This is a genomic window from Streptomyces sp. NPDC031132, assembly GCF_055570595.1.
On record NZ_JBVIGX010000006.1, the window covers coordinates 304,908 to 328,502 of the forward strand.

General features: G+C 73.9%; 22 protein-coding genes. 11 read left to right on the forward strand and 11 right to left on the reverse strand.

Annotated elements, in window-relative coordinates; translation table 11 throughout:
- Positions 1-577 precede the first annotated feature (577 nt).
- From ACZ49B_RS12215 to ACZ49B_RS12230, 4 genes are all read left to right on the forward strand, one after another.
- Positions 578-2,164: an FAD-dependent monooxygenase gene (locus ACZ49B_RS12215; RefSeq protein ID WP_468303912.1), complete on the forward strand. Its 1,587-nt coding sequence runs from the start codon at positions 578-580 to the stop codon at positions 2,162-2,164.
- Between the two features lie 33 nt (positions 2,165-2,197).
- Positions 2,198-2,284 carry a putative leader peptide gene (locus tag ACZ49B_RS12220; protein ID WP_311318651.1) on the forward strand — a complete coding sequence of 29 codons (87 nt, stop codon included), beginning with the start codon at positions 2,198-2,200 and terminating at the stop codon, positions 2,282-2,284.
- 61 nt (positions 2,285-2,345) lie between these two features.
- Positions 2,346-2,909 carry a cupin domain-containing protein gene (locus ACZ49B_RS12225; RefSeq protein ID WP_468303914.1) on the forward strand — a complete coding sequence of 188 codons (564 nt, stop codon included), beginning with the start codon at positions 2,346-2,348 and terminating at the stop codon, positions 2,907-2,909.
- A complete protein-coding gene (locus tag ACZ49B_RS12230; RefSeq protein ID WP_468303987.1) occupies positions 2,900-3,292 on the forward strand; it encodes a rhodanese-like domain-containing protein in 393 nt (130 codons plus the stop codon). Before ACZ49B_RS12225 ends, ACZ49B_RS12230 begins: the two co-directional genes overlap by 10 nt.
- 693 nt (positions 3,293-3,985) lie before the next feature.
- Here ACZ49B_RS12230 and ACZ49B_RS12235 read toward each other — a convergent pair.
- From ACZ49B_RS12235 to recA, 3 genes are all read right to left on the reverse strand, one after another.
- Positions 3,986-6,526 carry an FtsX-like permease family protein gene (locus ACZ49B_RS12235; RefSeq protein WP_468303917.1) on the reverse strand — a complete coding sequence of 847 codons (2,541 nt, stop codon included), beginning with the start codon at positions 6,524-6,526 and terminating at the stop codon, positions 3,986-3,988.
- A gap of 96 nt (positions 6,527-6,622) precedes the next feature.
- The gene (gene recX, locus ACZ49B_RS12240) at positions 6,623-7,282 is read right to left on the reverse strand and encodes a recombination regulator RecX (RefSeq protein ID WP_468303919.1); all 660 of its coding nucleotides are present in this window, start codon (positions 7,280-7,282) and stop codon (positions 6,623-6,625) included.
- 3 nt (positions 7,283-7,285) lie between these two features.
- Positions 7,286-8,395, reverse strand: a complete 1,110-nt coding sequence (recA, locus tag ACZ49B_RS12245) for a recombinase RecA (RefSeq protein ID WP_468303922.1) — start codon at positions 8,393-8,395, stop codon at positions 7,286-7,288.
- Between the two features lie 276 nt (positions 8,396-8,671).
- On the opposite strand from recA, the gene ACZ49B_RS12250 reads away from it, so the two are divergent.
- Together ACZ49B_RS12250 and ACZ49B_RS12255 are read left to right on the forward strand one after the other, a co-directional pair.
- Entirely contained in the window at positions 8,672-9,532 is an 861-nt protein-coding gene (locus tag ACZ49B_RS12250; protein ID WP_468303925.1) for a TIGR04222 domain-containing membrane protein, read from the forward strand.
- A gap of 65 nt (positions 9,533-9,597) precedes the next feature.
- Positions 9,598-10,374 (forward strand): Clp protease N-terminal domain-containing protein, encoded by a 777-nt coding sequence (locus ACZ49B_RS12255; protein WP_468303928.1) that lies wholly within the window; start codon positions 9,598-9,600, stop codon positions 10,372-10,374.
- Here ACZ49B_RS12255 and ACZ49B_RS12260 read toward each other — a convergent pair.
- Together ACZ49B_RS12260 and ACZ49B_RS12265 are read right to left on the reverse strand one after the other, a co-directional pair.
- On the reverse strand, positions 10,310-11,428 hold the full coding sequence (locus ACZ49B_RS12260) for an AI-2E family transporter (protein WP_468303990.1): 1,119 nt from the start codon (positions 11,426-11,428) through the stop codon (positions 10,310-10,312). The genes ACZ49B_RS12255 and ACZ49B_RS12260 overlap by 65 nt on opposite strands.
- Before the next feature lie 213 nt (positions 11,429-11,641).
- On the reverse strand, positions 11,642-11,836 hold the full coding sequence (locus tag ACZ49B_RS12265) for a DUF3046 domain-containing protein (RefSeq protein ID WP_468303930.1): 195 nt from the start codon (positions 11,834-11,836) through the stop codon (positions 11,642-11,644).
- Positions 11,837-11,918: 82 nt separating this feature from the next.
- Here ACZ49B_RS12265 and ACZ49B_RS12270 point away from each other — a divergent pair, with 82 nt between their 5' ends.
- A complete protein-coding gene (locus ACZ49B_RS12270) occupies positions 11,919-12,881 on the forward strand; it encodes a hypothetical protein (protein ID WP_468303932.1) in 963 nt (320 codons plus the stop codon).
- On the opposite strand, the gene ACZ49B_RS12275 is transcribed toward ACZ49B_RS12270, so the two are convergent.
- From ACZ49B_RS12275 to ACZ49B_RS12285, 3 genes are all read right to left on the reverse strand, one after another.
- Positions 12,878-13,186 (reverse strand): AzlD domain-containing protein, encoded by a 309-nt coding sequence (locus tag ACZ49B_RS12275; RefSeq protein ID WP_468303934.1) that lies wholly within the window; start codon positions 13,184-13,186, stop codon positions 12,878-12,880. The two genes, ACZ49B_RS12270 and ACZ49B_RS12275, sit on opposite strands and share 4 nt — an antisense overlap.
- Positions 13,183-13,881: an AzlC family ABC transporter permease gene (locus tag ACZ49B_RS12280; RefSeq protein ID WP_468303937.1), complete on the reverse strand. Its 699-nt coding sequence runs from the start codon at positions 13,879-13,881 to the stop codon at positions 13,183-13,185. The genes ACZ49B_RS12275 and ACZ49B_RS12280 overlap by 4 nt, the downstream gene beginning before the upstream one ends.
- Before the next feature lie 124 nt (positions 13,882-14,005).
- Positions 14,006-14,842: an AraC family transcriptional regulator gene (locus ACZ49B_RS12285; RefSeq protein WP_468303940.1), complete on the reverse strand. Its 837-nt coding sequence runs from the start codon at positions 14,840-14,842 to the stop codon at positions 14,006-14,008.
- A 97-nt stretch (positions 14,843-14,939) separates the two neighbouring features.
- Between ACZ49B_RS12285 and ACZ49B_RS12290 the strand changes: the two genes are divergently transcribed.
- The 4 genes from ACZ49B_RS12290 to ACZ49B_RS12305 all read left to right on the forward strand — a co-directional run bounded on the left by ACZ49B_RS12290 (position 14,940) and on the right by ACZ49B_RS12305 (position 22,117).
- On the forward strand, positions 14,940-19,529 hold the full coding sequence (locus ACZ49B_RS12290) for an ATP-dependent helicase (protein ID WP_468303943.1): 4,590 nt from the start codon (positions 14,940-14,942) through the stop codon (positions 19,527-19,529).
- A gap of 171 nt (positions 19,530-19,700) precedes the next feature.
- Positions 19,701-20,390: a hypothetical protein gene (locus tag ACZ49B_RS12295; RefSeq protein WP_468303946.1), complete on the forward strand. Its 690-nt coding sequence runs from the start codon at positions 19,701-19,703 to the stop codon at positions 20,388-20,390.
- A gap of 122 nt (positions 20,391-20,512) precedes the next feature.
- Positions 20,513-21,310, forward strand: coding sequence for an Fpg/Nei family DNA glycosylase (locus ACZ49B_RS12300; protein ID WP_468303948.1), 798 nt, complete (start codon positions 20,513-20,515; stop codon positions 21,308-21,310).
- Between the two features lie 36 nt (positions 21,311-21,346).
- The gene (locus tag ACZ49B_RS12305; RefSeq protein WP_468303950.1) at positions 21,347-22,117 is read left to right on the forward strand and encodes an SDR family NAD(P)-dependent oxidoreductase; all 771 of its coding nucleotides are present in this window, start codon (positions 21,347-21,349) and stop codon (positions 22,115-22,117) included.
- Here ACZ49B_RS12305 and ACZ49B_RS12310 read toward each other — a convergent pair.
- The 3 genes from ACZ49B_RS12310 to ACZ49B_RS12320 all read right to left on the reverse strand — a co-directional run bounded on the left by ACZ49B_RS12310 (position 22,065) and on the right by ACZ49B_RS12320 (position 23,580).
- Positions 22,065-22,322 (reverse strand): hypothetical protein, encoded by a 258-nt coding sequence (locus ACZ49B_RS12310; protein ID WP_468303992.1) that lies wholly within the window; start codon positions 22,320-22,322, stop codon positions 22,065-22,067. The genes ACZ49B_RS12305 and ACZ49B_RS12310 overlap by 53 nt on opposite strands.
- 267 nt (positions 22,323-22,589) lie before the next feature.
- Positions 22,590-22,970: a helix-turn-helix domain-containing protein gene (locus ACZ49B_RS12315; protein ID WP_030301503.1), complete on the reverse strand. Its 381-nt coding sequence runs from the start codon at positions 22,968-22,970 to the stop codon at positions 22,590-22,592.
- A gap of 109 nt (positions 22,971-23,079) precedes the next feature.
- On the reverse strand, positions 23,080-23,580 hold the full coding sequence (locus tag ACZ49B_RS12320; protein ID WP_468303995.1) for a CinA family protein: 501 nt from the start codon (positions 23,578-23,580) through the stop codon (positions 23,080-23,082).
- Between the last annotated feature and the right edge of the window lie 15 nt (positions 23,581-23,595).

Here is a 23,595-nt window from a genome sequence, read left to right on the forward strand (position 1 = left end):
GTACTTGCACCCTTCGGGATGGGCCAGAGCGGCAGCCGATGCCGTCGTGCCGGCACCGAGCGAGAAGATACCGGCCAGCAGCAGCCCCGCCGCCGGGACGGCGGCAGAGCGAAGGCGAGTGCTCTTCAGCAACTTTCTTCACCTACTTTCTCAACTGGAAAACGCTCCATGCGTCAACCAAGCACCACAGGGATTGCAGATCGCATTAGCGCCACACTCCCCCTTCGCAACGGACGAGATCTTCCGCCCCTTGCGCACCACGACAATTCCACGCGCTTCAGAACCAGGCAAGCGAATAGGAATCTTTTGAGGTTTACTTGAGCATCGGAAATGAACGGACTAATTCCGGAAATCCAAGGGCTTGAATTGATTGCCTATTCATATCCGCCACGTGTCCGATACCAGGTGGGCGCAGAAACGCCGCTAGCTAAATATCTCCGGCGTTCCATTGAAAGAGCATCACATCCGGAATCAGTTGTTCCCGTTGCCGCCTCGCCGAGGGGCGTCACTTGACGCAGGCACCTCCAGTGGGTTGCATACGTTCTGTGATCACATACCGGACATCGGGAGCCGCATCATGGACCCGGTGATCGTCGTCGGCGCGGGGCCCGTCGGACTGTCCCTGTCCCTGGCCCTGGCCGGCTCGGGCGTGCCCAGCGTCGTACTCGACGAGGGACCCGGCAAGGACCTGCCCCGACCTGCCCGTACGGTCGTCCTGCACGAGGACACCTCGGCCATGGTCCACCGGCTGGGCTGTACGACGCTGCGCGACGAGGGCGCGCTCTTCGCCGCCTGGCGCACCATGCGGCGGCGCAGCCGCACCGACGACGCACGGCGCATCACCTTCGAGGACCGCCAGGCCCCCCTGCACCTGCCGCAGCACGCCCTCACGCGCGGGCTGCGCGACGCCGCGGCCGCACATCCGCTGGTCCAGCTGGTCACCGACAGCAAACTGGACTCCCTCGAGCAGGACGCCGGCGGGGTCACCGCGCACACCCGGGGCGCCGAGACCACGTGGTGGCGCGGGAGTTACCTGGTCGGCTGCGACGGGGCCCGTTCCACCGTGCGCAAGCTGCTCGGCATCCGCTTCCCGGGCCGCACCGCCGTCGAACGGCACGCCGTGGCCGCGCTGCGCACCGAACTCCCCTGGCCCGGCGAGGCCCTGCTGCACCGCGCCCCGGCGCCCGGCGTGCCCGAGGTCAGCGCCCGGCCGCTGCCCGACGGGGTGTGGCGGCTGGACTGGCTGCTCCCGGCCCGCGGGGAACTGGTCACGCCCGACGCGCTCGTCACGCTGATCCGGGACACCCTGGCCGTGTGGTGCGGGGGTACCACTCCGCCGTACGAGCTCCTCGACACCGGGGTGCACACGCTGCACCACCGGCTCGCCCGGCGCTGGCGCGACCGCCGCGCCTTCCTCGCCGGGGACGCCGCCCACCTGCTGGGCGCGCTCGGCACGCAGGGGGTCGACGAGGGGCTGCGGGACGCCGAGAACCTCGCCTGGAAGCTGAGCGTGGCCTGGCACCAGGGCGCCTCCGAGGCCCTGCTCGACAGCTACGAGGGCGAGCGCCGCACCGCCGTCGCGGCCCGGCTGCGCGCCGCCGACCAGACGATGCCCGTACTGCGCGGGGGCGGCGGGCTGCGGACGTACCTGCCCGGCGCCACCCGCTCCGGCGAGCTGCTGCTGACCGACGGCCACTTGGGGCGGGGGCCGCTGGGCGCGGCACCGACGTACGCCCCGCCGGTGGCCGTGCGCGAGGTGCCCACCGGCACGGAGCCGGGCGGTCAGGTGGCCAACGTCCCCGTCACCGCGCCCGACGGGGCGACCGTGCCGCTGCGCGACCTGCTGGGCCGGGGCCGCCTGCTGGTGGTCCTGGTCGCCCCGGGGACCGGGGTCTGGGACCGGCGGCACTGGCTGGGCGCCGGGCTGATGCCCCGGCTCGCGGCGGCGGTCAGCGCGCTGCCGGTCCGCACCGAACTGCTGGTCGCGGACGGATACCCGGGGGCTCCGGCGCACACCGTCCTCCTGGTCCGGCCGGACGGACACCTGGCGGCGACCTTCGCGGGCGTGCGGCCGGCCGAGCTGTACGAGGCGGCGGACACCGTCCGGCTGGGGGCGCCCGCCCCGCTCGAGTCGTCTTCGACTCATCCGGCCGTGATCGATTGACCGGTCTCCGGTCCGCATGCTTCACTCGCCGACATGACCGGCAACGACGTACGCCTGTGGCGGAGGGTCCATATGGACCTGCTCCGCTACGCGGGCTGCGTGTGTCGCCCTTCCTGCTGATTCGCCGATCCCTCCGCGCTCCGCGCGCACTTTCGCGAACCCCCAGGACGGTCACGCCCCCATGTATGCGCCCCTTGCACCCAGTGCACCCTCTGCGCCCCTCTCACCTCCGCACGCCCCCGCACGCGCCGATGCGGTGACGGCTGCGGAACTCCTCGACTTCGCCCTGCGTACCGCCGCCGACCCGGCGGTCATCGACTCTCTCCCCCTCGACCCAGAGGGCCGCACCTGGATCCGCCTCGACGGGCCGGGCGGCAGCGAGGCGTGGGTGATCGGCTGGCCGCCGCGCACCGGCACCGGCTGGCACGACCACGCCGAGTCGCTGGGCGCGTTCGCCACCGCCCGGGGCCGGCTCCGGGAACACTCCCTGGCGGTCCGGCTGCCCTCGGAGGGCTGGCGGAGCCTGGAGCTCGCCGCCGACCTGGACCGCAGCCGCAGCCTGGGCGCGGGGACGGGGCGGGCCTTCGGCGAGCACCACGTCCACGAGGTGCTCAACGAGTCGGAGGCGGAGCACGCGGTCTCGGTGCACGCGTACTACCCGCCGCTGCCCCTGATCCGCCGCTACAGCCGCACCGGCCAGGTGCTGACGCTGGAGCAGGTCGAGCGCCCGGCGGACTGGCAGTGAGCGCCCCGATCGGCATCGACGCCCTGCTGGAACGGGTCCGTTCGGCGTACACCCGCATCGAGCCGGCGCAGGCGTACGCCGCGTTCCGGGCGGGCGACGCCCTCCTGGTGGACATCCGCTACCAGGCGCTGCGCGAGCGCGACGGCCTGATCCCGGGTGCGCTGGTGGTCGAACGCAACGAGCTGGAGTGGCGCCTGGACCCCCAGGGCTCGCACCGCGCCCCCGAGGCCACCTCGCACGACCTCCGGGTGGTGGTGATCTGCAACGAGGGCTACGCCTCCTCCCTGGCGGCGGCCTCCCTGCACACGCTGGGCCTCCACCGGGCCACGGACCTGACCGGCGGCTTCCAAGCCTGGAAGGCCGCCGGCCTCCCGGTCAGCTGAAGCCAAGTCCGGCCCCCACCCGGGGCCTCGGGACTTTCAGCCCGCCCGGCGCTCGAGGCCCAGGCACAGCCCGGTCCCCCAGCCCGTCCGGCGTTTGAAGACGGTCCGGCCTACGGCCGGCCTCCCCCAGCCGTCCGGCGCTTGATGACCAGGTCGGGGCGGCGCCTGGTCCCCCAGCCCGTCCGGCGCTCGAGAACCGGGCCCGGGCGGAGCCGGGATCCCGCAGCCGTCCGGCGCTTGAGGAGCGGGCCCAGGCAACGCCGGAATCCCCAGCCCGTCCGTCGCTCGAGGACCAGGTCCGGGCGGCGCCCGGGATCCCCCAGCCGTCCGGCGCTTGAGGACCGGGCCCTGCTACGGCCGGATCCCCCAGCCCGTCCGGTGCTTGATGACCAGGTCGGGGCGGCGCCCGGTCCCCCAGCCCGTCCGGCGCTCGAGAACCGGGCCCGGGCGGAGCCGGGATCCCGCAGCCGTCCGGCGCTTGAGGAGCGGGCCCGTGCTACGGCCGGATCCCCCAGCCCGTCCGGCGTTTGAGGACCGGGTCCGGGCGGAGCCCGGGGAACGGTGGAAGGCGGGTAGGGGACCGGCGCCGCAGGCCACGCCCACCACCGGGCCCGGAACCGGCGCCACCGAAGCGGTGCGGCCCCGGGCCACCGGCCGGCGGCCGGCGGACAGCGGGCCCGCCGGCGGGGGCCGCTACCTCGAGGTGGCCACCTCCACCGGAGGGACCCGCAGCGCCACCCGGCCCGGCAGGGCGGTGGCCGCGAGGGCCAGCAGCCCCGCCACCCCCAGCACCCCCACGTACACGACCGGCAGCACCGCCGGCGCAGCCGCCCCCGTCATGCCCACACTGAACGCGGTCAGCACGGCCAGCGAGATCCCGGACCCCAGCACCGCCCCGATCAGCAGCACTGCCAGCGCCTCCGTCCGCAGCATCCGCAGCACCTGACGCCGCTTCGCCCCCGCCAGCCTCAGCATCGCGAACTCCCGGAACCGCTCCGCCGTCGACATCGCCAGTGTGTTGACCACCGCGATCGCAGTGAAGGCCAGTACCAGCCCCATCGCCAGCAGGTTGATCTCGGCGCCGGCCTGCTGCCGCTCCGCCCGTACCTCGTCCGCGTCGCGCGCCGACAGCACCCCGACCCCCGGGAATCCCGCTACCGCCGCGGCCAGCTGCTCCCGCCCGGTCCCCGGCTCCGCCGCCACCAGCACGCTGCTCGCCAGCGGGTTGTCCACGTGCGCCGCGACCAGGTCGTGCGGGAGCGTCAGGTCCCCGAAGCCCAGCCCCCGCGCGTACACGGCCGAGACGGTCAGGGTGACCGGGGTCCCGTCGCCCAGCGCCAGGTTCAGCGGGCTCCCCGGCTTCAGCCCCAACTGATCGGCGGCCAGTTCGCTCACCGCCACGCTCTTCTCGCCGAAGCCGTCCAGGCTCCCGCTCGTCACACCGGGGTCCCAGGTCCGGGTCAGCCCGGCCGGGGTCACCCCCTGCGCGCCGTACTTCGTCAGCCCCACCCGTACGGACGTGTGCACGATCTCGGTGGCCGCCGTGACTCCCGGGGTCCGGCGGATCCGCTCCGCGGCAGCGCCGGTGACACCCGGCCCCTGCGCGCCCAGCACCCAGCCGGCCCGGACCCCGTCACGGGCCTGCGCCCGGGCGGCGTTGCCCAGCGTCGGCGTGATGAACAGGACGGTGCAGGTCATGCCGATCAGCAGGGCGAGCGGGGTGACGGCGGAGGCCATCCGGGTGGCGTTGCCGCGCAGGTTCGCGGTGGCCAGGTGCCCGCCTGCGCCGGCCAGCCGCAGCGGCCCGGCGAGCAGCGCGGTCGCGCCGCGTACGAGCAGCGGGCCGAGCAGTGAGACCGCCCCGGCGAGGACCACGACCGCCAGGAAGGTCACCGGGGTCGACGCCGGCTCGGTGCGCAGCACGCTCAGCACGGCGACGAGCACCACACCGCCGGCGAGCAGCAGCACCCCGGTCGCGATCCGGGCCCACGCGGGCCGGCCCCGCTCGAGGGCGGCTTCGGCGAGCGCCTCTGCCGGGCGGATCCGGGCGATCCGCCGCCCGGTGATCCGGGCCGCGGCCCAGGCTCCGAGCAGGCTCGCGCCGACGGCGGCGACCATCGGGAAGATCCCGGCGGTGCGCTCCAGGTTGGCGGGGACGACCCCGCTCTCGATGAACCGGCCGTGCAGCCAGGCGGCGAGCGGCAGCCCGGCCAGCGCCCCCGCGACACCGGCGGCCAGGCCCACGAACAGGGCCTCGCGGCCGATCATGCGGCGCAGCTGCTTGGGCGTGGCGGCGATGGCGCGCAGCAGGGCGAGTTCGCGGTGGCGCTGCTGGACGGAGAGGGCGAAGGTTCCGACGACCACGAGGATCGCGACGAGCAGCGAGGTGCCGCCCATGGCCCCGCCCATGGAGACGAGCTTGATGCGTGCGCCGGCCGCGTCGAGGAACTCCACGGGCCCGCGTGCGTCGCCCACGGCGACCTGCGCGCCGGTGCCCCCCAGTGCCTGCTCGATGCGCCCGGCCAGCTCGCCGGGGTCGGTCCCGGGCGCCGGCAGTACGCCGATGGCGGTGACCTGTCCGTCGCGTGCGGCGAGCCGCTGCGCCTCGGCGTCGCCGAAGAACAGTGCGCTTTGCCGTGCGAGGTCGCCGCGGGCGCTCTGCGCGATCCCGCTGACGGTGTACGTCTTCGGCTCGCCGGTGGCCTGCACGGTGAGCGGGACGCCGGTCTTCAGTCCTGCGCGGGCGGCCAGTTCACGGTCGACGACGACCTCGCCGGCGCCCTGCGGGGCACGGCCCTCGGTGAGCGTGAAGGGGGTGAGTGCGGCGGAGGTCCAGCCGTGCCCGTGCGAGGGCTTCGCGCCGCCGGGGGCCTTGAGCAGCGGGACGGCCTGGAAGCTGAGCTCCGGTACGGCCCGCTCGACGCCCGGCACGGACCGGACCGCGTCCACGGTCGAGGCGGGGAGCCAGGCCCGCTCGGCGACGGGCTTGGCCTTGTGCTTCGTCTTGGCCTTGCCCTTCTTCTCCTTGACCGTGGTCTGGTGGACGTTCTGGTCCGCGGAGACGACGACCGGCGCGGCCGCGTAGCGCTCGGTGGCGATCTTTCCGCGGAGTCCGGTTTCCAGGAGGGTGCCGCAGGCGGTGACGAGGGCCGCCGCGCACAAGAGTGCGACGAAGGCGCCGAGGAAACCGGCCTTGCGGTCCCTGACGGTCTGGAGGGCGTAACGCAGCATCATGCGGGCAACTCTGCCGCCGCGCCTGCCGGTTGGCAGTGAAGCACCCTGGCGTCTGCACCCGGGGGCTATCCCCACCCCCGGGTCCTGCGGGGCAGCTCAGAACCCGGGGTACCCCAGGCCGTCGGCGTCCGTGCCGTCGTCGCCCTCTTCCTCCAGCGCGCGCCGGACCACCCGCAGGGCCATGCCCTCCGGGTACCCCTTGCGGGCGAGCATCCCGGCGAGCCGCCGGATCCGCTTGTCCCGCTCCAGGCCCCGGGTGGCGCGGAGCTTGCGCTCCACGAGCTCCCGGGCGGTCTGCTCCTCCTGGTCGGAGTCCAGCTGTTCCAGAGCCTCCTGGACGAGGGTCGCGTGCACCCCCTTGGTGCGCAGCTCCTGGGCGAGCGCCCGACGGGCGAGTCCCCGGCCGCGGTGCCGGGACTCGACCCAGGCTCCGGCGAAGGCGGCGTCGTCGATCAGGCCGACCTCCTCGAACCGGGAGAGGACCGCCTGCGACACCTCCTCGGGTATGCCCCGCTTGTCGAGGGCGTCCGCGAGCTGGCGCCGGGTGCGCGGCATCCCGGTGAGCAGGCGCAGGCAGATCGCCCGCGCCTGCTCCTCGGGACTCTGGGGCGGCAGTTCCTGGCGACCTTCGCCACGGCCTTCACGACGGCCTTCGGCACGCCCTTCGCGACGGCTGCCTTCAAGGCCGCGTTCGCGGCTGCCTTCGCGACGGCCCTCCCGGCCGCCGTTCCCGCCGCCCCTTTCCTGCTCCCGCACGGGTCAGCTCTTGGCGACGGCGGCCTTGGCCGTCGACTTGGCCTTCGATGCGGGGGCGGGCACGGCCGCGGCCTCGGCAGGCGCGCCGGCGGCCGCCTCGTCGGCGGCGGCGTCCTTGCGCACGCCCACGCCCAGCTTCTCCTTGATCTTCCGCTCGATCTCGTTGGCGAGGTCGGGGTTGTCCTTCAGGAAGTTGCGGGCGTTCTCCTTGCCCTGGCCGAGCTGGTCGCCCTCGTACGTGTACCAGGCGCCGGCCTTGCGCACGAAGCCGTGCTCCACGCCCATGTCGATCAGGCCGCCCTCACGGCTGATGCCCTGGCCGTAGAGGATGTCGAACTCGGCCTGCTTGAACGGCGGCGCGACCTTGTTCTTGACGACCTTGACGCGGGTGCGGTTGCCGACCGCGTCGGTGCCGTCCTTGAGGGTCTCGATACGGCGGATGTCGAGGCGCACGGAGGCGTAGAACTTCAGCGCGCGGCCACCGGTGGTGGTCTCCGGCGAGCCGAACATCACACCGATCTTCTCGCGGAGCTGGTTGATGAAGATCGCGGTGGTCTTGGACTGGTTGAGCGCACCGGTGATCTTCCGGAGCGCCTGGCTCATCAGACGGGCCTGGAGACCCACGTGCGAGTCGCCCATCTCGCCCTCGATCTCCGCGCGCGGCACGAGGGCCGCCACGGAGTCGATGACGATCAGGTCGAGGGCACCGGAGCGGACGAGCATGTCCACGATCTCCAGCGCCTGCTCGCCGGTGTCCGGCTGCGACAGGATGAGGTTGTCGGTGTCGACGCCGAGGGCCTTCGCGTACTCGGGGTCGAGCGCGTGCTCGGCGTCCACGAAGGCGACGGTGCCGCCGGCCTTCTGTGCGTTGGCCACGGCGTGCAGGGTCAGGGTCGTCTTACCGGAGGACTCCGGGCCGTACACCTCGATCACGCGGCCGCGGGGCAGCCCGCCGACGCCGAGGGCGATGTCCAGCGCGGTCGACCCGGTGGGGATGACCTCGATGGGGTCGTTCGGCTTGTCGCCGAGGCGCATGACCGCACCCTTGCCGAATTGCCGTTCAATCTGTGCGAGCGCGGCGTCGAGAGCCTTCTCGCGGTCGGTGCCTGCCATGGGTTCCACCCGGTTTGCTTGAGTCGATCGCTTCACGCCATTGACGCTAACGCCTGCCACTGACAATGCGCTCCCACGTCCGTTTCGGCTGTGGATAACTCATCAGAATGGATGTTCGATTTCCCTGTCAAGCGCGCCACGCGCCACCCGGCGCGGGCCACCCCGCGGGGCCGTCCAACCCGCGGGCCGACGGGTCCGGTCCGACGCATTGCCCCGGCCACCGGCCAGGCCCACACTCGGGCGGAACGGAGACGGGACACGGAGTCGGGGGCGACGGTGTGGGTCTACATCTTCCTGGGTTCGGCCGTGCCGCTGCTCGGCGTGACCCTCTCCCGCATCCCGCTGCAGCGCGGACTCGACTCCGCGGACCGGGCGGACACCGGGGCGCTCGGCCTGTACGAGGCCGCGTACCTGGACGGCGGCCGGCAGCGGGTCGCCGAGGTGGCGCTCACCACGCTGCACCTGGCCGGGCTGCTGCCGGTCGGCACCGACGGCCGGACCGGGGCCGGGGTACGAACCGGGGCCGAAGCACGAACCGGGTCGGCCGGCGTACGGAAGCAGCCCCCGCCGGCCGACCCGGTCCAGGCGGACGCCCTCCGCCGCGCAGCAGGGTCTCCGGCGCCGGGCGTGGGCCGGCTCGCGCACCTCGTCGCCACCTCCCCCGTCACCGCCGCGGTCGTGAAGGACCTCGCCGCGCGGGGCCTGGCCGTCGACCCCGTCCGCCGCCAGCGCGCCGCGCGCACCCAGGCCGCCCAGCAGGTGCTGCTGGCGCTCACGGTCCTGGCCACGGTCGCGGCCTGCGCCGTCGACTCCGCCGCCGGGGAGGGCAACGGCCTGGGGCCGTTCCTCGCGTTCGCCGCGCTCGGCGCGGCGACGGGGCTCACCACCCTGTTCGCAGGGCCGGTGCCCGACCACGCCACCGCGGCGGGCCGGCGCCGCAGCCACGAGGTCTCCGCGGACGGGACGTGGTCCCCGCGGATCCCCTGGCCGCTGCCCGGCGCCCCGGTCCCCGCGGAGGTCCGGTCCACGCTCGTCGAGGTCGCCCGCCACGGGATCTCCCGCGCCCCCGCCGCCCTGGCCCGCCCCGCACCCGCACCCCCGCCCCCTCCTGCGCCGCCCCACGACGCCCCGGGTTGACCTCGACCCCGCAACTGACAACCCAGGGTTGACACCCCTCTGACTGTCAACCTAGGGTTGCACTCATGACGAACCCTTCGGTGGAACCCGTTCGCATGACCAATCCGGTACGCCTCGACGACCTGATCGAGGCCATCAAGAAGGTCCACACCGACACCCTGGAGCAGCTCAGCGGCGCCGTCGTCGTCGCCGAGTCGCTCGGTGACGTCGCGGACCACCTCATCGGCCACTTCGTGGACCAGGCCCGCCGCTCCGGCGCCTCCTGGACCGACATCGGCCGCAGCATGGGCGTCACCCGCCAGGCCGCCCAGAAGCGCTTCGTCCCCAAGGCGGACAAGGAGGGCGAGGGCGGCATGGACCCCAACCAGGGCTTCGGACGCTTCACCCCCCGCGCCCGCAACGTCGTCGTCACCGCGCAGAACGAGGCCCGCACCGCCGGCGGCACCGAGATCCGCACCGAGCACCTCGTCCTCGGCCTGCTCGCCGAGCCGGAGGGCCTCGCCGCGCTCGTCCTGCGCGCGCAGGACGTCGACACCGAGGCCGTACGCGCCGCCGCGACCGCCGCCCTCCCCCCGGCCGCCACCGGGGAGATCCCCGCCCTCATCCCCTTCGACGCCTCCGCCAAGAAGGCCCTGGAGCTCACCTTCCGCGAGGCCCTGCGCCTCGGCCACAACTACGTCGGCACCGAGCACGTCCTGCTCGCCCTCCTCGAACTCGAGAACGGCGACGGAGTGCTCAGCGGCCTCGGCGTCGACAAGGCCGCCGCCGAGGCGACCGTCAGCGAGGCCCTGGCTGCCTTCGTCGCCTCGGCCGGGGAAAAGACCGAGGAGCCGAAGCAGTAGCAGCCTGGTCCCCGGCCGCCGCCCCCTCCGTCACCTCGTACCGCTTCACGTACGCGCCGAGGAACGCCTGCAGCGTGGCGACGGCCGGGATCGCGATCAGCGCCCCGACCGCGCCCAGCAGGGCGGTGCCCGCGATGACGGACCCGAAGGCCACCGCCGGGTGGATGTCGACCGTCTTCGAGGTCAGCTTCGGCTGGAGCACGTAGTTCTCGAACTGCTGGTAGACCACCACGAATCCGAGGACGTAGAGCGCGTTCCAGGGCGAGTCCGGGAAGGCGATCAGCATCGGCAGCGCGCCCGCCAGGTAGGTGCCGATGGTGGGGATGAACTGGGAGACCAGCCCCACCCACACCGCGAGCGCGGGCGCGTACGGCACGTCGAGGACCGCGAACACGACGTAGTGCGCGATGCCGGAGACCAGGGCCATCAGTCCGCGCGAGTAGAGGTACCCGCCGGTCTTGGCGACGGCGATCTCCCAGGCGCGCAGCACCTCCGACTGCTTCGCAGGGGGCAGTACGGAGCACAGCGCGCGCCGCAGCCGCGGCCCGTCGGCGGCGAAGTAGAACGAGAAGAGCCCGATCGTCAGCAGCCTGAAGAGTCCGCCGAGCACGGTGGCGGACACGTCGAGCACGCCGGTCGCGCTGTTCTGCACGTACTTCTGGAGCCAGTCCGAGTGCAGCAGGCTGTCCTGGATCGCGAGCCGGGACAGCTTGGTGTGGAAGGTGGTGTTGATGGAGCCGATCACCGAGTCGAGATAGCCCGGGAAGCCCTGCACCATCGCGACGATCTGCCCGGCGAGCATGGAGCCGAGCAGGACGACGAAGCCGACGGCCGCGACGAACACCCCGAGGAACACCAGAAAGGTGGCGAGCCCGCGGCGCATGCCGCGGGCCGACATCCGGGCCACGGCGGGTTCGACGGCGAGCGCGAGGAAGAACGCGATCAGGATGTTGACGAGCAGCCCGGTCAGCTGGTGGAAGGCCCAGCTGCCGAGCTGGAAGCAGGCGATGAGGGCCAGGACGAGGATGACGGCGCGCGGCAGCCAGCGCGGCATCCGGGCCCCGGGCGCCGCCTGGGCGGTGGCGCCGCCGGGAGGCCCGGAGGGACCGGCGGGGGCCGGCCCGGTCCGGCCGGTCGCGGCCTCGGCCGGACCGGCCGACCCGGTGGTGTCGGCGGTGCCGGTCGTCGTCACGGTCGTCTCATCGGTGGCTGCCACGCGCCCCAGTCTGTCCCACCCGCCGGGCGGACGGGGAAACGGCCGCCTGCGTCAGCGCAGCGAGGCCGGTACGTTCATCGCCGAACACACCGCGCGCCACACGTCCTTGGCCTCCCAGCCCGCTTCCAGCGCCTGGTGGACGGTGCGTCCGCCGAGCTCCGTCATGACGTGGTCCCGTGCGAAGGAGTCCGCGTAGGCCGCACCGAAGTGCTCGGCCATCCGCTCCCAGAAAATCGTCAACCGCATGCCCCCAGTATCCCGCCCCGGGAGAGTGCACCGGCGCTGTTCGGCCCCCGTCCCCGCGCCACCGCGCCCTACGGTTTCACGCATGCCTGGAGACGAAGCTTCCTCGCTGGCCCCACCCACCCCACCGACCCCGCTGGGCCGCGCCGAGCAGTTCATCTGGCTCACGGCCCGGGTGCTGGAGCAGCGCCGGTTCGCGTTCCACTTCCTCGGCGGGGACCCCGACGCGGTGGACACTGCGCTCGGCTCGTACCTCAACGCCGACGGCGGCTACGGCCACGCCCTCGATCCGGATCTGCGCGGTCCGCTCAGCCAGCCGCTGCACACCGCGCACGCCCTGCGGGTGCTGGACAGCCTGGGCCGCTGCGCCGGGCAGCGGATCGAGCGGCTCTGCCGCCACCTCACCCGGGTCTCCACCGCGGACGGCGCGCTCCCGGTGCTCCTCCCGGCCCCGCGCGGCCATCCCGGGGCCCCCTACCACCGGGTGTACGACGATCCGCCGGGCGAGCTGCTGACCACGGGCCCGGTCGTCGGCGTGCTCCACCGCAACCGGATCTGGCACGCGTGGCTGTTCCGGGCCACGGACTTCTGCTGGGAGCGCGTCGAGACCCTGCGCCGCGCCGATCCGTACGAGATCCAGAGCGCGGTGGCCTTCCTCGACGGCGCCCCCGACCGGCCGCGGGCGGTGGCGGCCGCGGACCGGCTGGGGCGGCTCGTCCGCGAGCAGCGGCTCGTCGTGCTCGATCCGCGCCGCCGCCGGGAGTACCCGCCGTACCCCGGCCACGCGCCGGGCGAGCAGCTGTTCCCGCACGACGTCGCCCGCCGGCCGGAGTCGCTGGCGCGCGGCTGGTTCACCGACGAGGAGCTGAGGCGTTCGCTGGACTTCCTCGCCGCCGCGCAGCAGCCGGACGGCGGCTGGCCGGTGCGCCGCCTCGCGTGGGCGCCGGGCAGCTCGCTGGAACGCCGCCCGATCGCCACCTTGGAGGCCCTGCTGACCCTGCGCGCGTACGGTCGCCCCCTGACCGGCGATCCGCCGGACGGAGGCTAGCCGCCGAGGGCCCGGACCCCGGCGGTGACGACCACCGCGGCGCCGACCACGAGCAGGAACGGGGCCCTCAGCAGCAGCGCGAGCCCTGCGGCGGCCAGCCCGGCGGCGCGGGCGTCGAGGACGAGCCCGTGCCCGGCGGCGAAGGTCTGCTGGGCGGTGAGCGCGGCGAGCAGTGCGACCGGAAGCAGCGCTGCGAGCCTGCGCACGAGGGGGCGCTCCAGGGCCCCGGCGGGTACGAGCAGCCCGGCGAGCTTGACGGCGTAGCAGCCGACGACGGTGAGCCCGATGGCGAGCCAGACGTTCACGAGCGGCGTCCCTTCAGCCAGAGGATCACGGGGGCGGCGAGGGCGGCGACGAGCACCGGCAGCCCGGCGGGCAGTACGGGGAGGAGGCCCAGCCCGAGGACGACGGCGAGCGCGGCGACGGCCCGCTCGGTGGCGGTCTTGAGCATCGGCGCGAGCAGCGCCAGGAAGACGGCCGGTCCGGCGGCGTCCAGCCCCCATGCGGCGGTGTCGCCGAGGGCTTCGGCGCCGAGGACACCGATCAGGGTGGTGAGGTTCCACAGGACGTACAGGCTCAGCCCGGTCACGGTGAACCCGAGCCGCGCGGACCTGCGGTCGGTCTGCGCCAGCGCCACGGCGGTGGTCTCGTCGATCACCCAGTGGGCGGCGAGGGGCCGCACGGCCTTGGGCAGGGCGAGCAGCTGCGAGAGCCGCAGCCCGTAGAAGGCGTTGCGCGTACCGAGGAAGAAGGCACCGGCGGCCGCGGTGAACGGGTTCCCGCCCGCGGCCAGCGCCCCGACCAGGGCGAACTGCGAGGCTCCGGTGAACACGAACAGGCTCAGCACACAGGCCTGCAGCGCACTGATCCCGGACCCGGCCGCGGTCACCCCGAACGCGAACCCCGACAGCCCTACGGCCACCCCGACCCCGAGCGCGTCCCGCACGACGGCCCCGCGCGGCCGTCCTGCGACCCCCTCGGGGGTCTCCTGCATCACCATCCGTTGTTCTCCCACCCGGCGAAAGTACGCAGGCCAGGTGGGTCGGGTCTTGTACGTTCTTGCGGGTCGCGCACCTCTGGCAGGCCCCGGCGGAAACGCAGCCGGGGTCGTCGACGGCCGGAGATCAGCCGCCCGACCGTGCGCGGCGGTAGGCGCCCGGGGGGACGCCCACGATGCGGGTGAAGTGTCGGTTGAGGTGGGGCTGGTCGGTGAAGCCGACGGCGACGGCCGCCTCCGCCGGCGGGGTGCCCGCGTCCAGCAGCCGGCGGGCCTGCCGGACCCGGGCGTCGGTCAGCCAGGTGTGCGGCGGCATCCCGTAGCGCTCCCGGAACGCCCGCAGGAGGGCGAACGGGCTGGTCCCCAGTTCCGCGGCCAGCCGTTCCAGCGACGGCGGCCGCGCCATCCGCTCCTGGAGCACCGCCCGGGCCGCCGCGGCATCGGCGGCTCCGGCGCTGCGGACCGTACGGGCGGGCAGCGGCCCGGCGTGCCGGGTCAGCATCCGCGCCACCGCACGGCGCAGCAGCGTGTCGGCGGCCAGCGCGTTGCCCTCCTCGGCGGCCCGGTGCACCTCGGTGATCACGTGCGAGGTCTGCGGGTCGGTGACCGAGTCGGCGGTGAAGCCGGGGGTCCCGTGCAGGCTGCCGATCTCCGCGGCGACCTCGGCGATCAGCGCGCGAGAGGGGTACAGGGTGGCGTAGGCCCAGCCCTCGGGGACCCCGGCCCGCGCGGTGTGCGGCACCTCGGGGTTGATCAGGACCACGCTCCCGGGCCCGGCCCGCACGATGCCGCCGGGCAGGCCGACCTCCTCGATGCCACCGGTGACCGCCGCGATGACGTATCCGTCGTGGGCGTGGCGCGGGAAGGTGTGGCGTACGTAGTGGGCGCGCAACAGGTCCAGGCCGGGCAGTTCCGCGTACTGCCAGTGCCGGGCCCACTCCCGCTCGACCGCCTCGTCCGCCATTCCCCCATTCTGCGCCCCGCCCCGTTCCGCGCGCCGCCCGGTCCGGGTGTTTCCCCAGGTCCGGGCCGTTGTCAGTACGCGGGTGCAGGATGGGGGCATGGCCGGCTCTGCGCTCGATTCGTTCTCCCCCGCGACCCGCTCCTGGTTCACGGGGGCCTTCGTCCAGCCCACCTCCGCGCAGGAGGGAGCCTGGCGGGCCATCCGGGAGGGCTCCGACGTGCTCGTCGTGGCGCCGACCGGCTCGGGCAAGACCCTGGCCGCCTTCCTCGCCGCCCTCGACCAGCTGGCGTCCACCCCGCCGCCCGCCGAGCCGAAGAAGCGCTGCCGGGTGCTGTACGTGTCCCCGCTGAAGGCCCTCGCGGTCGACGTCGAGCGGAACCTGCGCAGCCCGCTGACCGGGATCCGCCAGGAGTCGGTCCGCCTGGGTCTGCCCGAGCCGGAGATCCGGGTGGGCATCCGCTCGGGGGACACCCCGCCGGCCGAGCGGCGGGCGCTGGCCACCCGGCCTCCGGACATCCTGATCACCACGCCGGAGTCGCTGTTCCTGATGCTGACTTCGGCGACGCGGGAGGCACTGGCCGGGATCGAGACGGTGATCCTGGACGAGGTGCACGCGGTCGCGGGGACCAAGCGCGGCGCGCACCTGGCCCTGTCCCTGGAGCGGCTGGACGAGCTGCTGCCCCGCCCGGCGCGCCGGATCGGGCTGTCGGCGACGGTCCGGCCGGTGGACGAGGTGGCCCGGTACCTGGCGCCGCGCGGCAAGGTCGAGATCGTCCAGCCGCCTTCTGCGAAGGAGTTCGACCTGTCGGTGGTCGTCCCGGTGCAGGACATGGGCGAGTTGGGCGGCTCGCCGGCCTCCGAGGGGAAGGACGGCGGGGACAAGCCCTCGATCTGGCCGCATGTGGAGGAGCGGATCGCCGACCTGGTCCAGGCGCACCGCTCCACGATCGTGTTCGCCAACTCGCGCCGTCTCGCCGAGCGCCTGTGCAACCGGCTGAACGAGATCGCGTACGAGCGGGCCATGGGCGAGAAGCTGCCCGACGGGCCGCCGCCGGCCGAGATCATGGCCCAGTCGGGGGCCGCCCAGGGCGCCCCGGCGCTGCTGGCGCGGGCGCACCACGGCTCGGTCTCCAAGGAGCAGCGGGCGCTGGTGGAGGAGGATCTGAAGGCGGGCCGGCTGCCCGCCGTGGTCGCCACCTCCAGCCTGGAACTGGGCATCGACATGGGCGCCGTGGACCTGGTCGTGCAGGTGGAGTCCCCGCCCTCGGTGGCCTCCGGGCTCCAGCGCGTGGGCCGGGCCGGGCACCAGGTGGGCGCGGTCTCCACGGGGGTCGTGTTCCCCAAGTACCGCGGGGACCTGGTCCAGGCGGCCGTGGTCACGGAGCGGATGCGCACCGGGGCCATCGAGTCGCTGCGCATCCCCTCGAACCCGCTCGACGTGCTCGCGCAGCAGCTGGTCGCGATGACCGCGATGGACACCTGGCAGCTGGACGAGCTGCTGGCGCTGGTGCGGCGGGCGGCGCCGTTCGCGGCGCTGCCGGAGTCGGCGTTCACCGCGGTCCTGGACATGTTGGCGGGCCGGTACCCGTCCGATGCGTTCGCGGAGCTCAGACCGCGGGTGGTGTGGGACCGGGTGGCGGGGACGATCACGGGCAGGCCCGGCGCCCAGCGGCTCGCGGTCACCTCCGGCGGCACGATCCCCGACCGCGGCCTGTTCGGCGTGTTCCTCGCGGGCGCGGACCCGAAGAAGGGCGGCGGCCGGGTCGGCGAGCTCGACGAGGAGATGGTCTACGAGTCCCGCGTGGGCGACGTGTTCACCCTGGGCACCACCTCCTGGCGGATCGAGGACATCACCCGCGACCGGGTCCTGGTCTCCCCCGCCCCCGGGGTCCCCGGGCGGCTGCCGTTCTGGAAGGGCGACCAGCTGGGCCGCCCGCTGGAACTGGGCCGCGCGGTGGGCGCGTTCCTGCGCGAGCTCGGCGGCCTGCCCGAGGAGGACGCCCGGCTGCGGCTGGTGGCGGCCGGTCTCGACGCGTGGGCCGCGGAGAACGTCCTCGCGTACCTCGCCGAGCAGCGCGAGGCCTGCGGCCACGTCCCGGACGACCGGACCATCGTGGTCGAGCGGTTCCGCGACGAGCTCGGCGACTGGCGGGTCGTGGTCCACTCCCCCTTCGGCGCGCAGGTGCACGCCCCGTGGGCGCTCGCCCTCGGTGCCCGCCTCGCCGAGAAGTACGGCATGGACGCGCAGGTCATGCATGCCGACGACGGGATCGTGCTGCGGCTGCCCGACGCGGACCTGCTCTCGATGGACCTGCTGGACCACGACCCGGCGAACACCCCCGCCTTCGAGTTCGACGACGAACAGGCCCCGCTGGGCGCCGCGGACGTCGCCTTCGACCACGGCGATGTCAACCAGATCGTCACCGACCAGGTCGGCGGCTCCGCCCTGTTCGCCTCCCGGTTCCGCGAGTGCGCGGCGCGCGCCCTGCTGCTGCCGCGCCGCAGCCCGGGCAAGCGCACCCCGCTGTGGCAGCAGCGCCAGCGGGCCTCCCAACTGCTCCAGGTGGCCTCGGAGTTCGGTTCGTTCCCGATCGTGCTGGAAGCCGTACGGGAATGCCTCCAGGACGTGTTCGACGTGCCGGGCCTGACGGAGCTGATGGGGGACATCGAGGCGCGCCGGGTGCGCCTGGTCGAGGTCACCACCCCCGAACCGTCCCCGTTCGCCCGGTCGCTGCTCTTCGGGTACGTCGCCCAGTTCCTGTACGAGGGGGACTCGCCGCTCGCCGAGCGCAGGGCGGCCGCGCTCTCGCTGGACTCCCGGCTGCTGGCGGAGCTGCTCGGCCAGGCGGAGCTGCGCGAACTGCTCGACGCGGAGGTACTGGAGGAACTGGAGCGGGAACTCCAGTGGCTGACCGAAGACCGGCGGGCCAAGGACGCCGAGTCCGTCGCCGACCTGCTGCGCCTGCTCGGCCCGCTGACCACGGCCGAGCTGGCCGAGCGGGGCGCCGACCCGGCCTGGCCGAAGGCGCTGGCCCAGGCCCGCCGGGCCATCGCGGTCCGGATCGGCGGCGCGGACCACTGGGCGGCGATCGAGGACGCGGGCCGGCTGCGCGACGCGCTGGGCACGGCGCTCCCGGTCGGGGTCCCGGAGGCGTTCACCGAGCCGGTCAAGGACCCGCTCGGCGACCTCCTGGCCCGGTACGCCCGCACCCACGGGCCGTTCACCACGACCGCCGTGGCCGCCCGCTTCGGCCTGGGCGCGGCGGTGACCGAGGGCGCCCTGCACCGGCTCGCGGCGGCGGGCCGGGTGGTGCAGGGCGAGTTCCACCCGGCCGGCATCGGCCAGGAGTGGTGCGACGCGACCGTGCTGCGCAGGCTGCGCCGCCGCTCCCTGGCTGCGCTGCGCCAGGAGCTGGAGCCGGTCCCGCCGACCTCCCTGGCCACGTTCCTGCCGCAGTGGCAGCACCTGGGCGGGGCCCTGCGCGGCATCGACGGCCTGGCGCGGGCCGTGGAACAGCTCCAGGGCGCCCCGGTCCCCGCATCGGCGCTGGAGCGGCTGATCCTGCCCTCGAGGGTCGCGGGGTACTCCCCGACCCTGCTGGACGAGCTCACCACCACCGGGGAGGTGGTCTGGGCGGGCGCCGGTGCCCTCCCGGGCAAGGACGGCTGGGTCTCGCTGTACCTGGCGGACGCGGCCCCGCTGCTGCTGCCGCCGCCGCATCCGCTGGAGCTGACCCCCCTTCACCAGTCGATCCTGGACACCCTGTCCGGCGGGTACGGGCTGTTCTTCCGCCAGCTCGCGGAATCGGTGCGCGCCAAGTGGTCCGAGGCCACGGACCTCGAACTGTCCGATGCCGTCTGGGACCTGGCCTGGTCGGGCCGGCTGACGAACGACACCCTGTCCCCGCTGCGCTCCCTGCTCGGGTCGGGCCGTACGGCGGGCGCCACCGCCCACCGGGCCCGGCGCACGATCCCGCGCGGCCGGTACGGGACGCTCAGCGCGCAGGGTTCCCGTCCGGGCCCGCCCACGGTCTCCGGCCGCTGGTCCCTGCTGCCCTCGCAGGCCCCCGACCCCACCCACCGGGCCCATGCACTGGCCCGGACCCTGCTGGACCGGCACGGCGTGGTCACCCGGGGCGCGGTGGCCGCCGAAGGCGTGGAGGGCGGCTTCAGCGCGGTGTACCGCGTCCTGTCGGCCTTCGAGGACAGCGGCCAGGCCCGCCGGGGCTACGTGGTGGAGGGCCTGGGCGCGGCCCAGTTCGCGATGGACGGCGCGGTGGACCGGCTGCGGTCGGCCGAGCGGAACCCGCCCCCGCTGGCGGCGGTGGTCCTGGCCGCCGCCGATCCCGCGAACGCGTACGGGGCGGCCCTGCCCTGGCCGGAGCCCCCGGCCGGGGCCACCCACAAGCCGGGCCGCAAGGCGGGCTCGCTGGTGGTCCTGGTCGACGGCGAACTCACCCTCTACCTCGAGCGGGGCGGCAAGACGCTGCTGGCCTGGCCCCCGGCGGACGACCCCCGCCTCGCGGCGGCCACCGCGGCCCTGGCCGCCGGGTCCCGGACCGGCACGCTGCCGGCGCTCACGGTGGAACGCATCAACGCCGCCCCGGCGTTGACCTCCCCGCTGGGCCAGGTCCTGGAGACCGCCGGTTTCCACGCCACCCCGCGCGGGCTGCGGCTTCGCCCCTGAATCCGGCAGTCCGGTCCCGACCTTCGCGCTTACGTTCCGCTTATGTCTTGAGCACGTCACGAAGCCCTTCTCAGCTGGCAACCCCGACCTTTTCTGGACTATCAAGATCACCGCAGGCATCGAGCGTGACGATGCCACGTCAAAAGATCACACTCATGGGGGACCAGAAAAGTGAGCACCAACACCATGCGGCGAGCAGCAACGGGCGTCATCGGACTGGCGGTTGCCGGAACCCTGACGCTGACCGGCTGCAAGAACGGCAACGAGGAGGCCATCCCGGCGCAGCCGAGCGCGCCGGCCTCCCAGCCGAGCTCCGGCGGTTCCGAGTCCGCGCAGCCCAGCACCCCGGCCAGCCCCTCCACCGGCGACAGCCAGGCCCCCGCAGGCGCGGCGGGCCAGGCGAAGCCCGGCCAGACCTTCAAGATCGGCGAGACGGCGCAGGTGCCGTTCAGCTACGGCAGCACCAAGGGCGGCACCATCGCCCTCACCGTCACCGCCGTCGAGCAGGGCCAGCCGGCCGACCTGGACGCGCTCAAGCTGGGCGACAAGGTCAAGGGGATGATCCCCTACTACATCCGCTACTCGGTCAAGAACATCGGCACCGTGGACCTTTCGTACGCCTCCGTGGGCCACATGAAGGGCCTGCTCCCGGACGGCTCCGAGGCCCAGGGCGTCTCCGTCATCGGCAAGTTCGAGAAGTGCAAGGACGAGACGCTGCCGAAGGGCTTCACCAACGGTCAGACGCAGACCAGCTGCGCCATCGCCCTGGCGCCCTCGGCCCAGACAAAGGTGGTCGGCGCCGAGTACTGGGGCGACCCGTACAACAACCTGAGCGACGGCAAGGGCCTCTTCTGGAAGTAGTGGCCCGGCGGAAGCGGTAGCGGTCACCTCCGCACCTTCCCCTTCCCGACAACGGGCCCCCGCCGCGCCACAGCGCGGCGGGGGCTTCGGCCGTCTCAGCCCGTCGGGGCGACAATGGCGCCATGCCCGAAGGAGACAGCGTCTGGCGCGCCGCGGCCCGGTTGCACAAGGCCCTGGCCGGCCACGAGCTGACCGGCTGCGACCTGCGCGTCCCCCGCTTCGCCACGTCCGACCTCACCGGCCGCACCACCCTGGACGTCACCCCGCGCGGCAAACACCTCCTCGCCCGCTTCGAAGGCGGCCTCACTCTCCACACCCACCTGGGCATGGACGGCGCCTGGCGCGTCTTCGCCGCGCACGAGAAGTGGCACGGCGGACCTTCGTACGAGATCCGCGCCGTCCTCGCCACCGCCGAACACACGGCCGTGGGCTACCGCCTCCCCGTCGTCGAACTGCTCCGCACCGCCGACGAGGACCGCGCCGTCGGCCACCTCGGCCCCGACCTCCTCGGCCCGGACTGGGACGCCGACCAGGCCGCCGCCCGCCTCCTCGCCGCCCCCGGGCGCGCGCTCGGCGAGGCCCTGCTCGACCAGCGCAACCTCGCCGGCATCGGCAACATCTACAAGAGCGAGCTCTGCTTCCTGGCCCAGGTCACCCCCTGGACCCCGGTCGGCGACCTCCCCGACCCCGCGACCACCGCCGTCCGCCTCGCCGGCGCAGCCCACCGCCTGCTGCGCGCCAACATCGGCGACCGCCGGATCCGCAACACCACCGGCAGCCGCCGCCCCGGCCAGGAGCTCTTCGTCTACGGCCGCACGCACCGCCCCTGCCTGCGCTGCGGCACCCCCGTCCGCGAGGCTCCGCAGAACGACCGACCGACCTACTGGTGCCCCCACTGCCAACCCGGCCCGACGGCCTAGTTGACGCTCCGTCAGATCCGGTCGTACGGTCCCGGCATGCCCACACCCAGAGCCCCGTACGACCTCACCGGCCGGACCGCCCTGATCACCGGCGCCGCGAGCGGCATCGGCCGCGCCACCGCCGTCCTGCTCGCCGAGGCGGGCGCCGCCGTGCACTGCGCGGACCGCGACGAGCCCGGCCTCGCCGAGACGGCGGACCTCGTCGCCAAGGCCGGCGGATCCGCCACCGTCCACCCCCTCGACGTCACCGACCGCGCAGCCCTGCGCGCCGCCGTCGCATCCGCCGGACGGCTCGACATCACCGCCGCCATCGCCGGGATCATGCACACCAGCAGCGTCCTGGAGACCGCCGACGAGGACCTCGACCGGGTCCTGGACATCAACTTCAAGGGGATCCTGCGCACCTGCCAGGAGGCCGCCCGGGCCATGATCGCGGCCGGCCGCCCCGGCTCGATCGTCACCATGGCCTCCGGCGCCGTGGACGCCGCCCAGCCCGGCCTGCTCTGCTACAGCGCCGCCAAGGCCGCCGTCGTCCAGCTCACGAAGACCCTCGCCACCGAGGCCGGCCCCCACGGCATCCGCGTCAACGCCGTCGCCCCGGGCTGGATCCGCACCCCGATGACCGGCCGGCACAGCCCCGAGGTCCAGGAGCAGACCGAGGCCGCGATGGTCCGGATGTCCCCCCTGCGCCGCGTCGGCGAGCCGGAGGACATCGCCCGGGCCGTGCTCTACCTCGCCTCGGACGCCTCGTCCTTCATGACGGGCCAGATCCTCCGCCCGAACGGGGGAGTGTCGATGCCCTGGTAGCCGCCTGCTCGGCCGCCACCCCATCGGCCTGCGCCCCGTCGTCCGCCGCCCTCCGGGCCCGGACCCTGCGTACGGGCCGCGGCGTGCAGTGCACCGGCAGCAGGCCCAGCCCCCAGCCGCCCACGGCCACCGCGCCCTCCACCGGCCCCGACTCGCCCGGGGCCAGCGCCAGGCGCAGCACCGCCCACCACCACAGCACGCCCATCGCCAGCGCGAGGGGTATGAGTAACCGCCGCACGGCTACCTCCCAGCGGCCGGGGACCCGGACGGGACCATCGTCCCGCAACCCCTCCGCCCCCGCACCCAGAACAGCACGGCACGGCAGGCACGCAGCGGGCAGGTCCCCGACTCCGGCCCCGCCGCACACTCCCGTACGAGCCGGCGCAGCAAACGGCACGGAGCCCCGACCGGTGCATCACACACCGACCGGGGCTCCGGCCACGCTCATTTCTTCACAGCTCGCGCATCGAGCTCACGCGGCTACGACATTCACCGCTTCCGCAGGCGCCTTGATGGTCACCCGCTCCGGGCCACCCGCGACCGAAGTCACGGAGACCGAATTGAGCATCGGGCGGACCGGCACCGTCACCGGTTCGCTTGCCGCGGCCGACTGCGCGAGCTCAGCCAGCGACAGCTCGTCGCTGACCTCGCGCATCAGCTCGGACATCCGTACGTCCAACGCGTCGCAGATCGCGGAGAGCAGCTCGGAGGATGCCTCCTTCTGCCCCCGCTCCACCTCGGAAAGATAGCCGAGAGAAACTCGGGCGGACGAGGAGACTTCGCGCAGAGTACGGCCCTGGCGCTGGCGCTGCCGACGCAGCACGTCACCCAGCAGGCGACGGAGCAGAATCATCGGTGGCTCCCTCCTCTGACCGTGTAGCCGCATCCTTCACGCCCCACCGTACCGCCTCGCGCCGCGGCCGTGCGGGGAGCTATGTCGTGTTCACTCAGGGCTGCAAACATCAAATCCCCCCGTTCTGTTCCGTATCCTGCCCCCGCACATTCTCGCGGAGTTCGCTCGAGAGCAGTTCGAGCACTGTCCGTGCACTCTCCCTACGGATTTCCGAACGGGAGCCGTTCAACCTCAGCGCAACGGTTTTCCTGCCTGCCGGACCGGCCACGGCGATGAAAACGGTGCCCACCGGCTGCCCGTCCTGCGGGTCCGGACCGGCCACCCCGGTGGTCGCGATCCCCCACGAAGCCCCCAGCACGCGCCGTACCCCGGCCGCCATCTCGGCCGCGACCTGCGCGTTCACCGCCCCTTCGGCGGCCAGCAGTCCGGCGTCCACGCCCAGGAGCCGGTGCTTCAGCTCCGTCGCGTACGCCGTGACCGAACCGCGGAAGGACCGGGATGCCCCGGCGACGGCCGTGAGCTCCGCGGCGACCATCCCGCCCGTCAGCGACTCGGCGACGGCGAGGGTCTGGTCACTCTCCGCAAGGAGGCGCAGCGCCTCCGCAGCGATCGCGGCGGTGTCCCC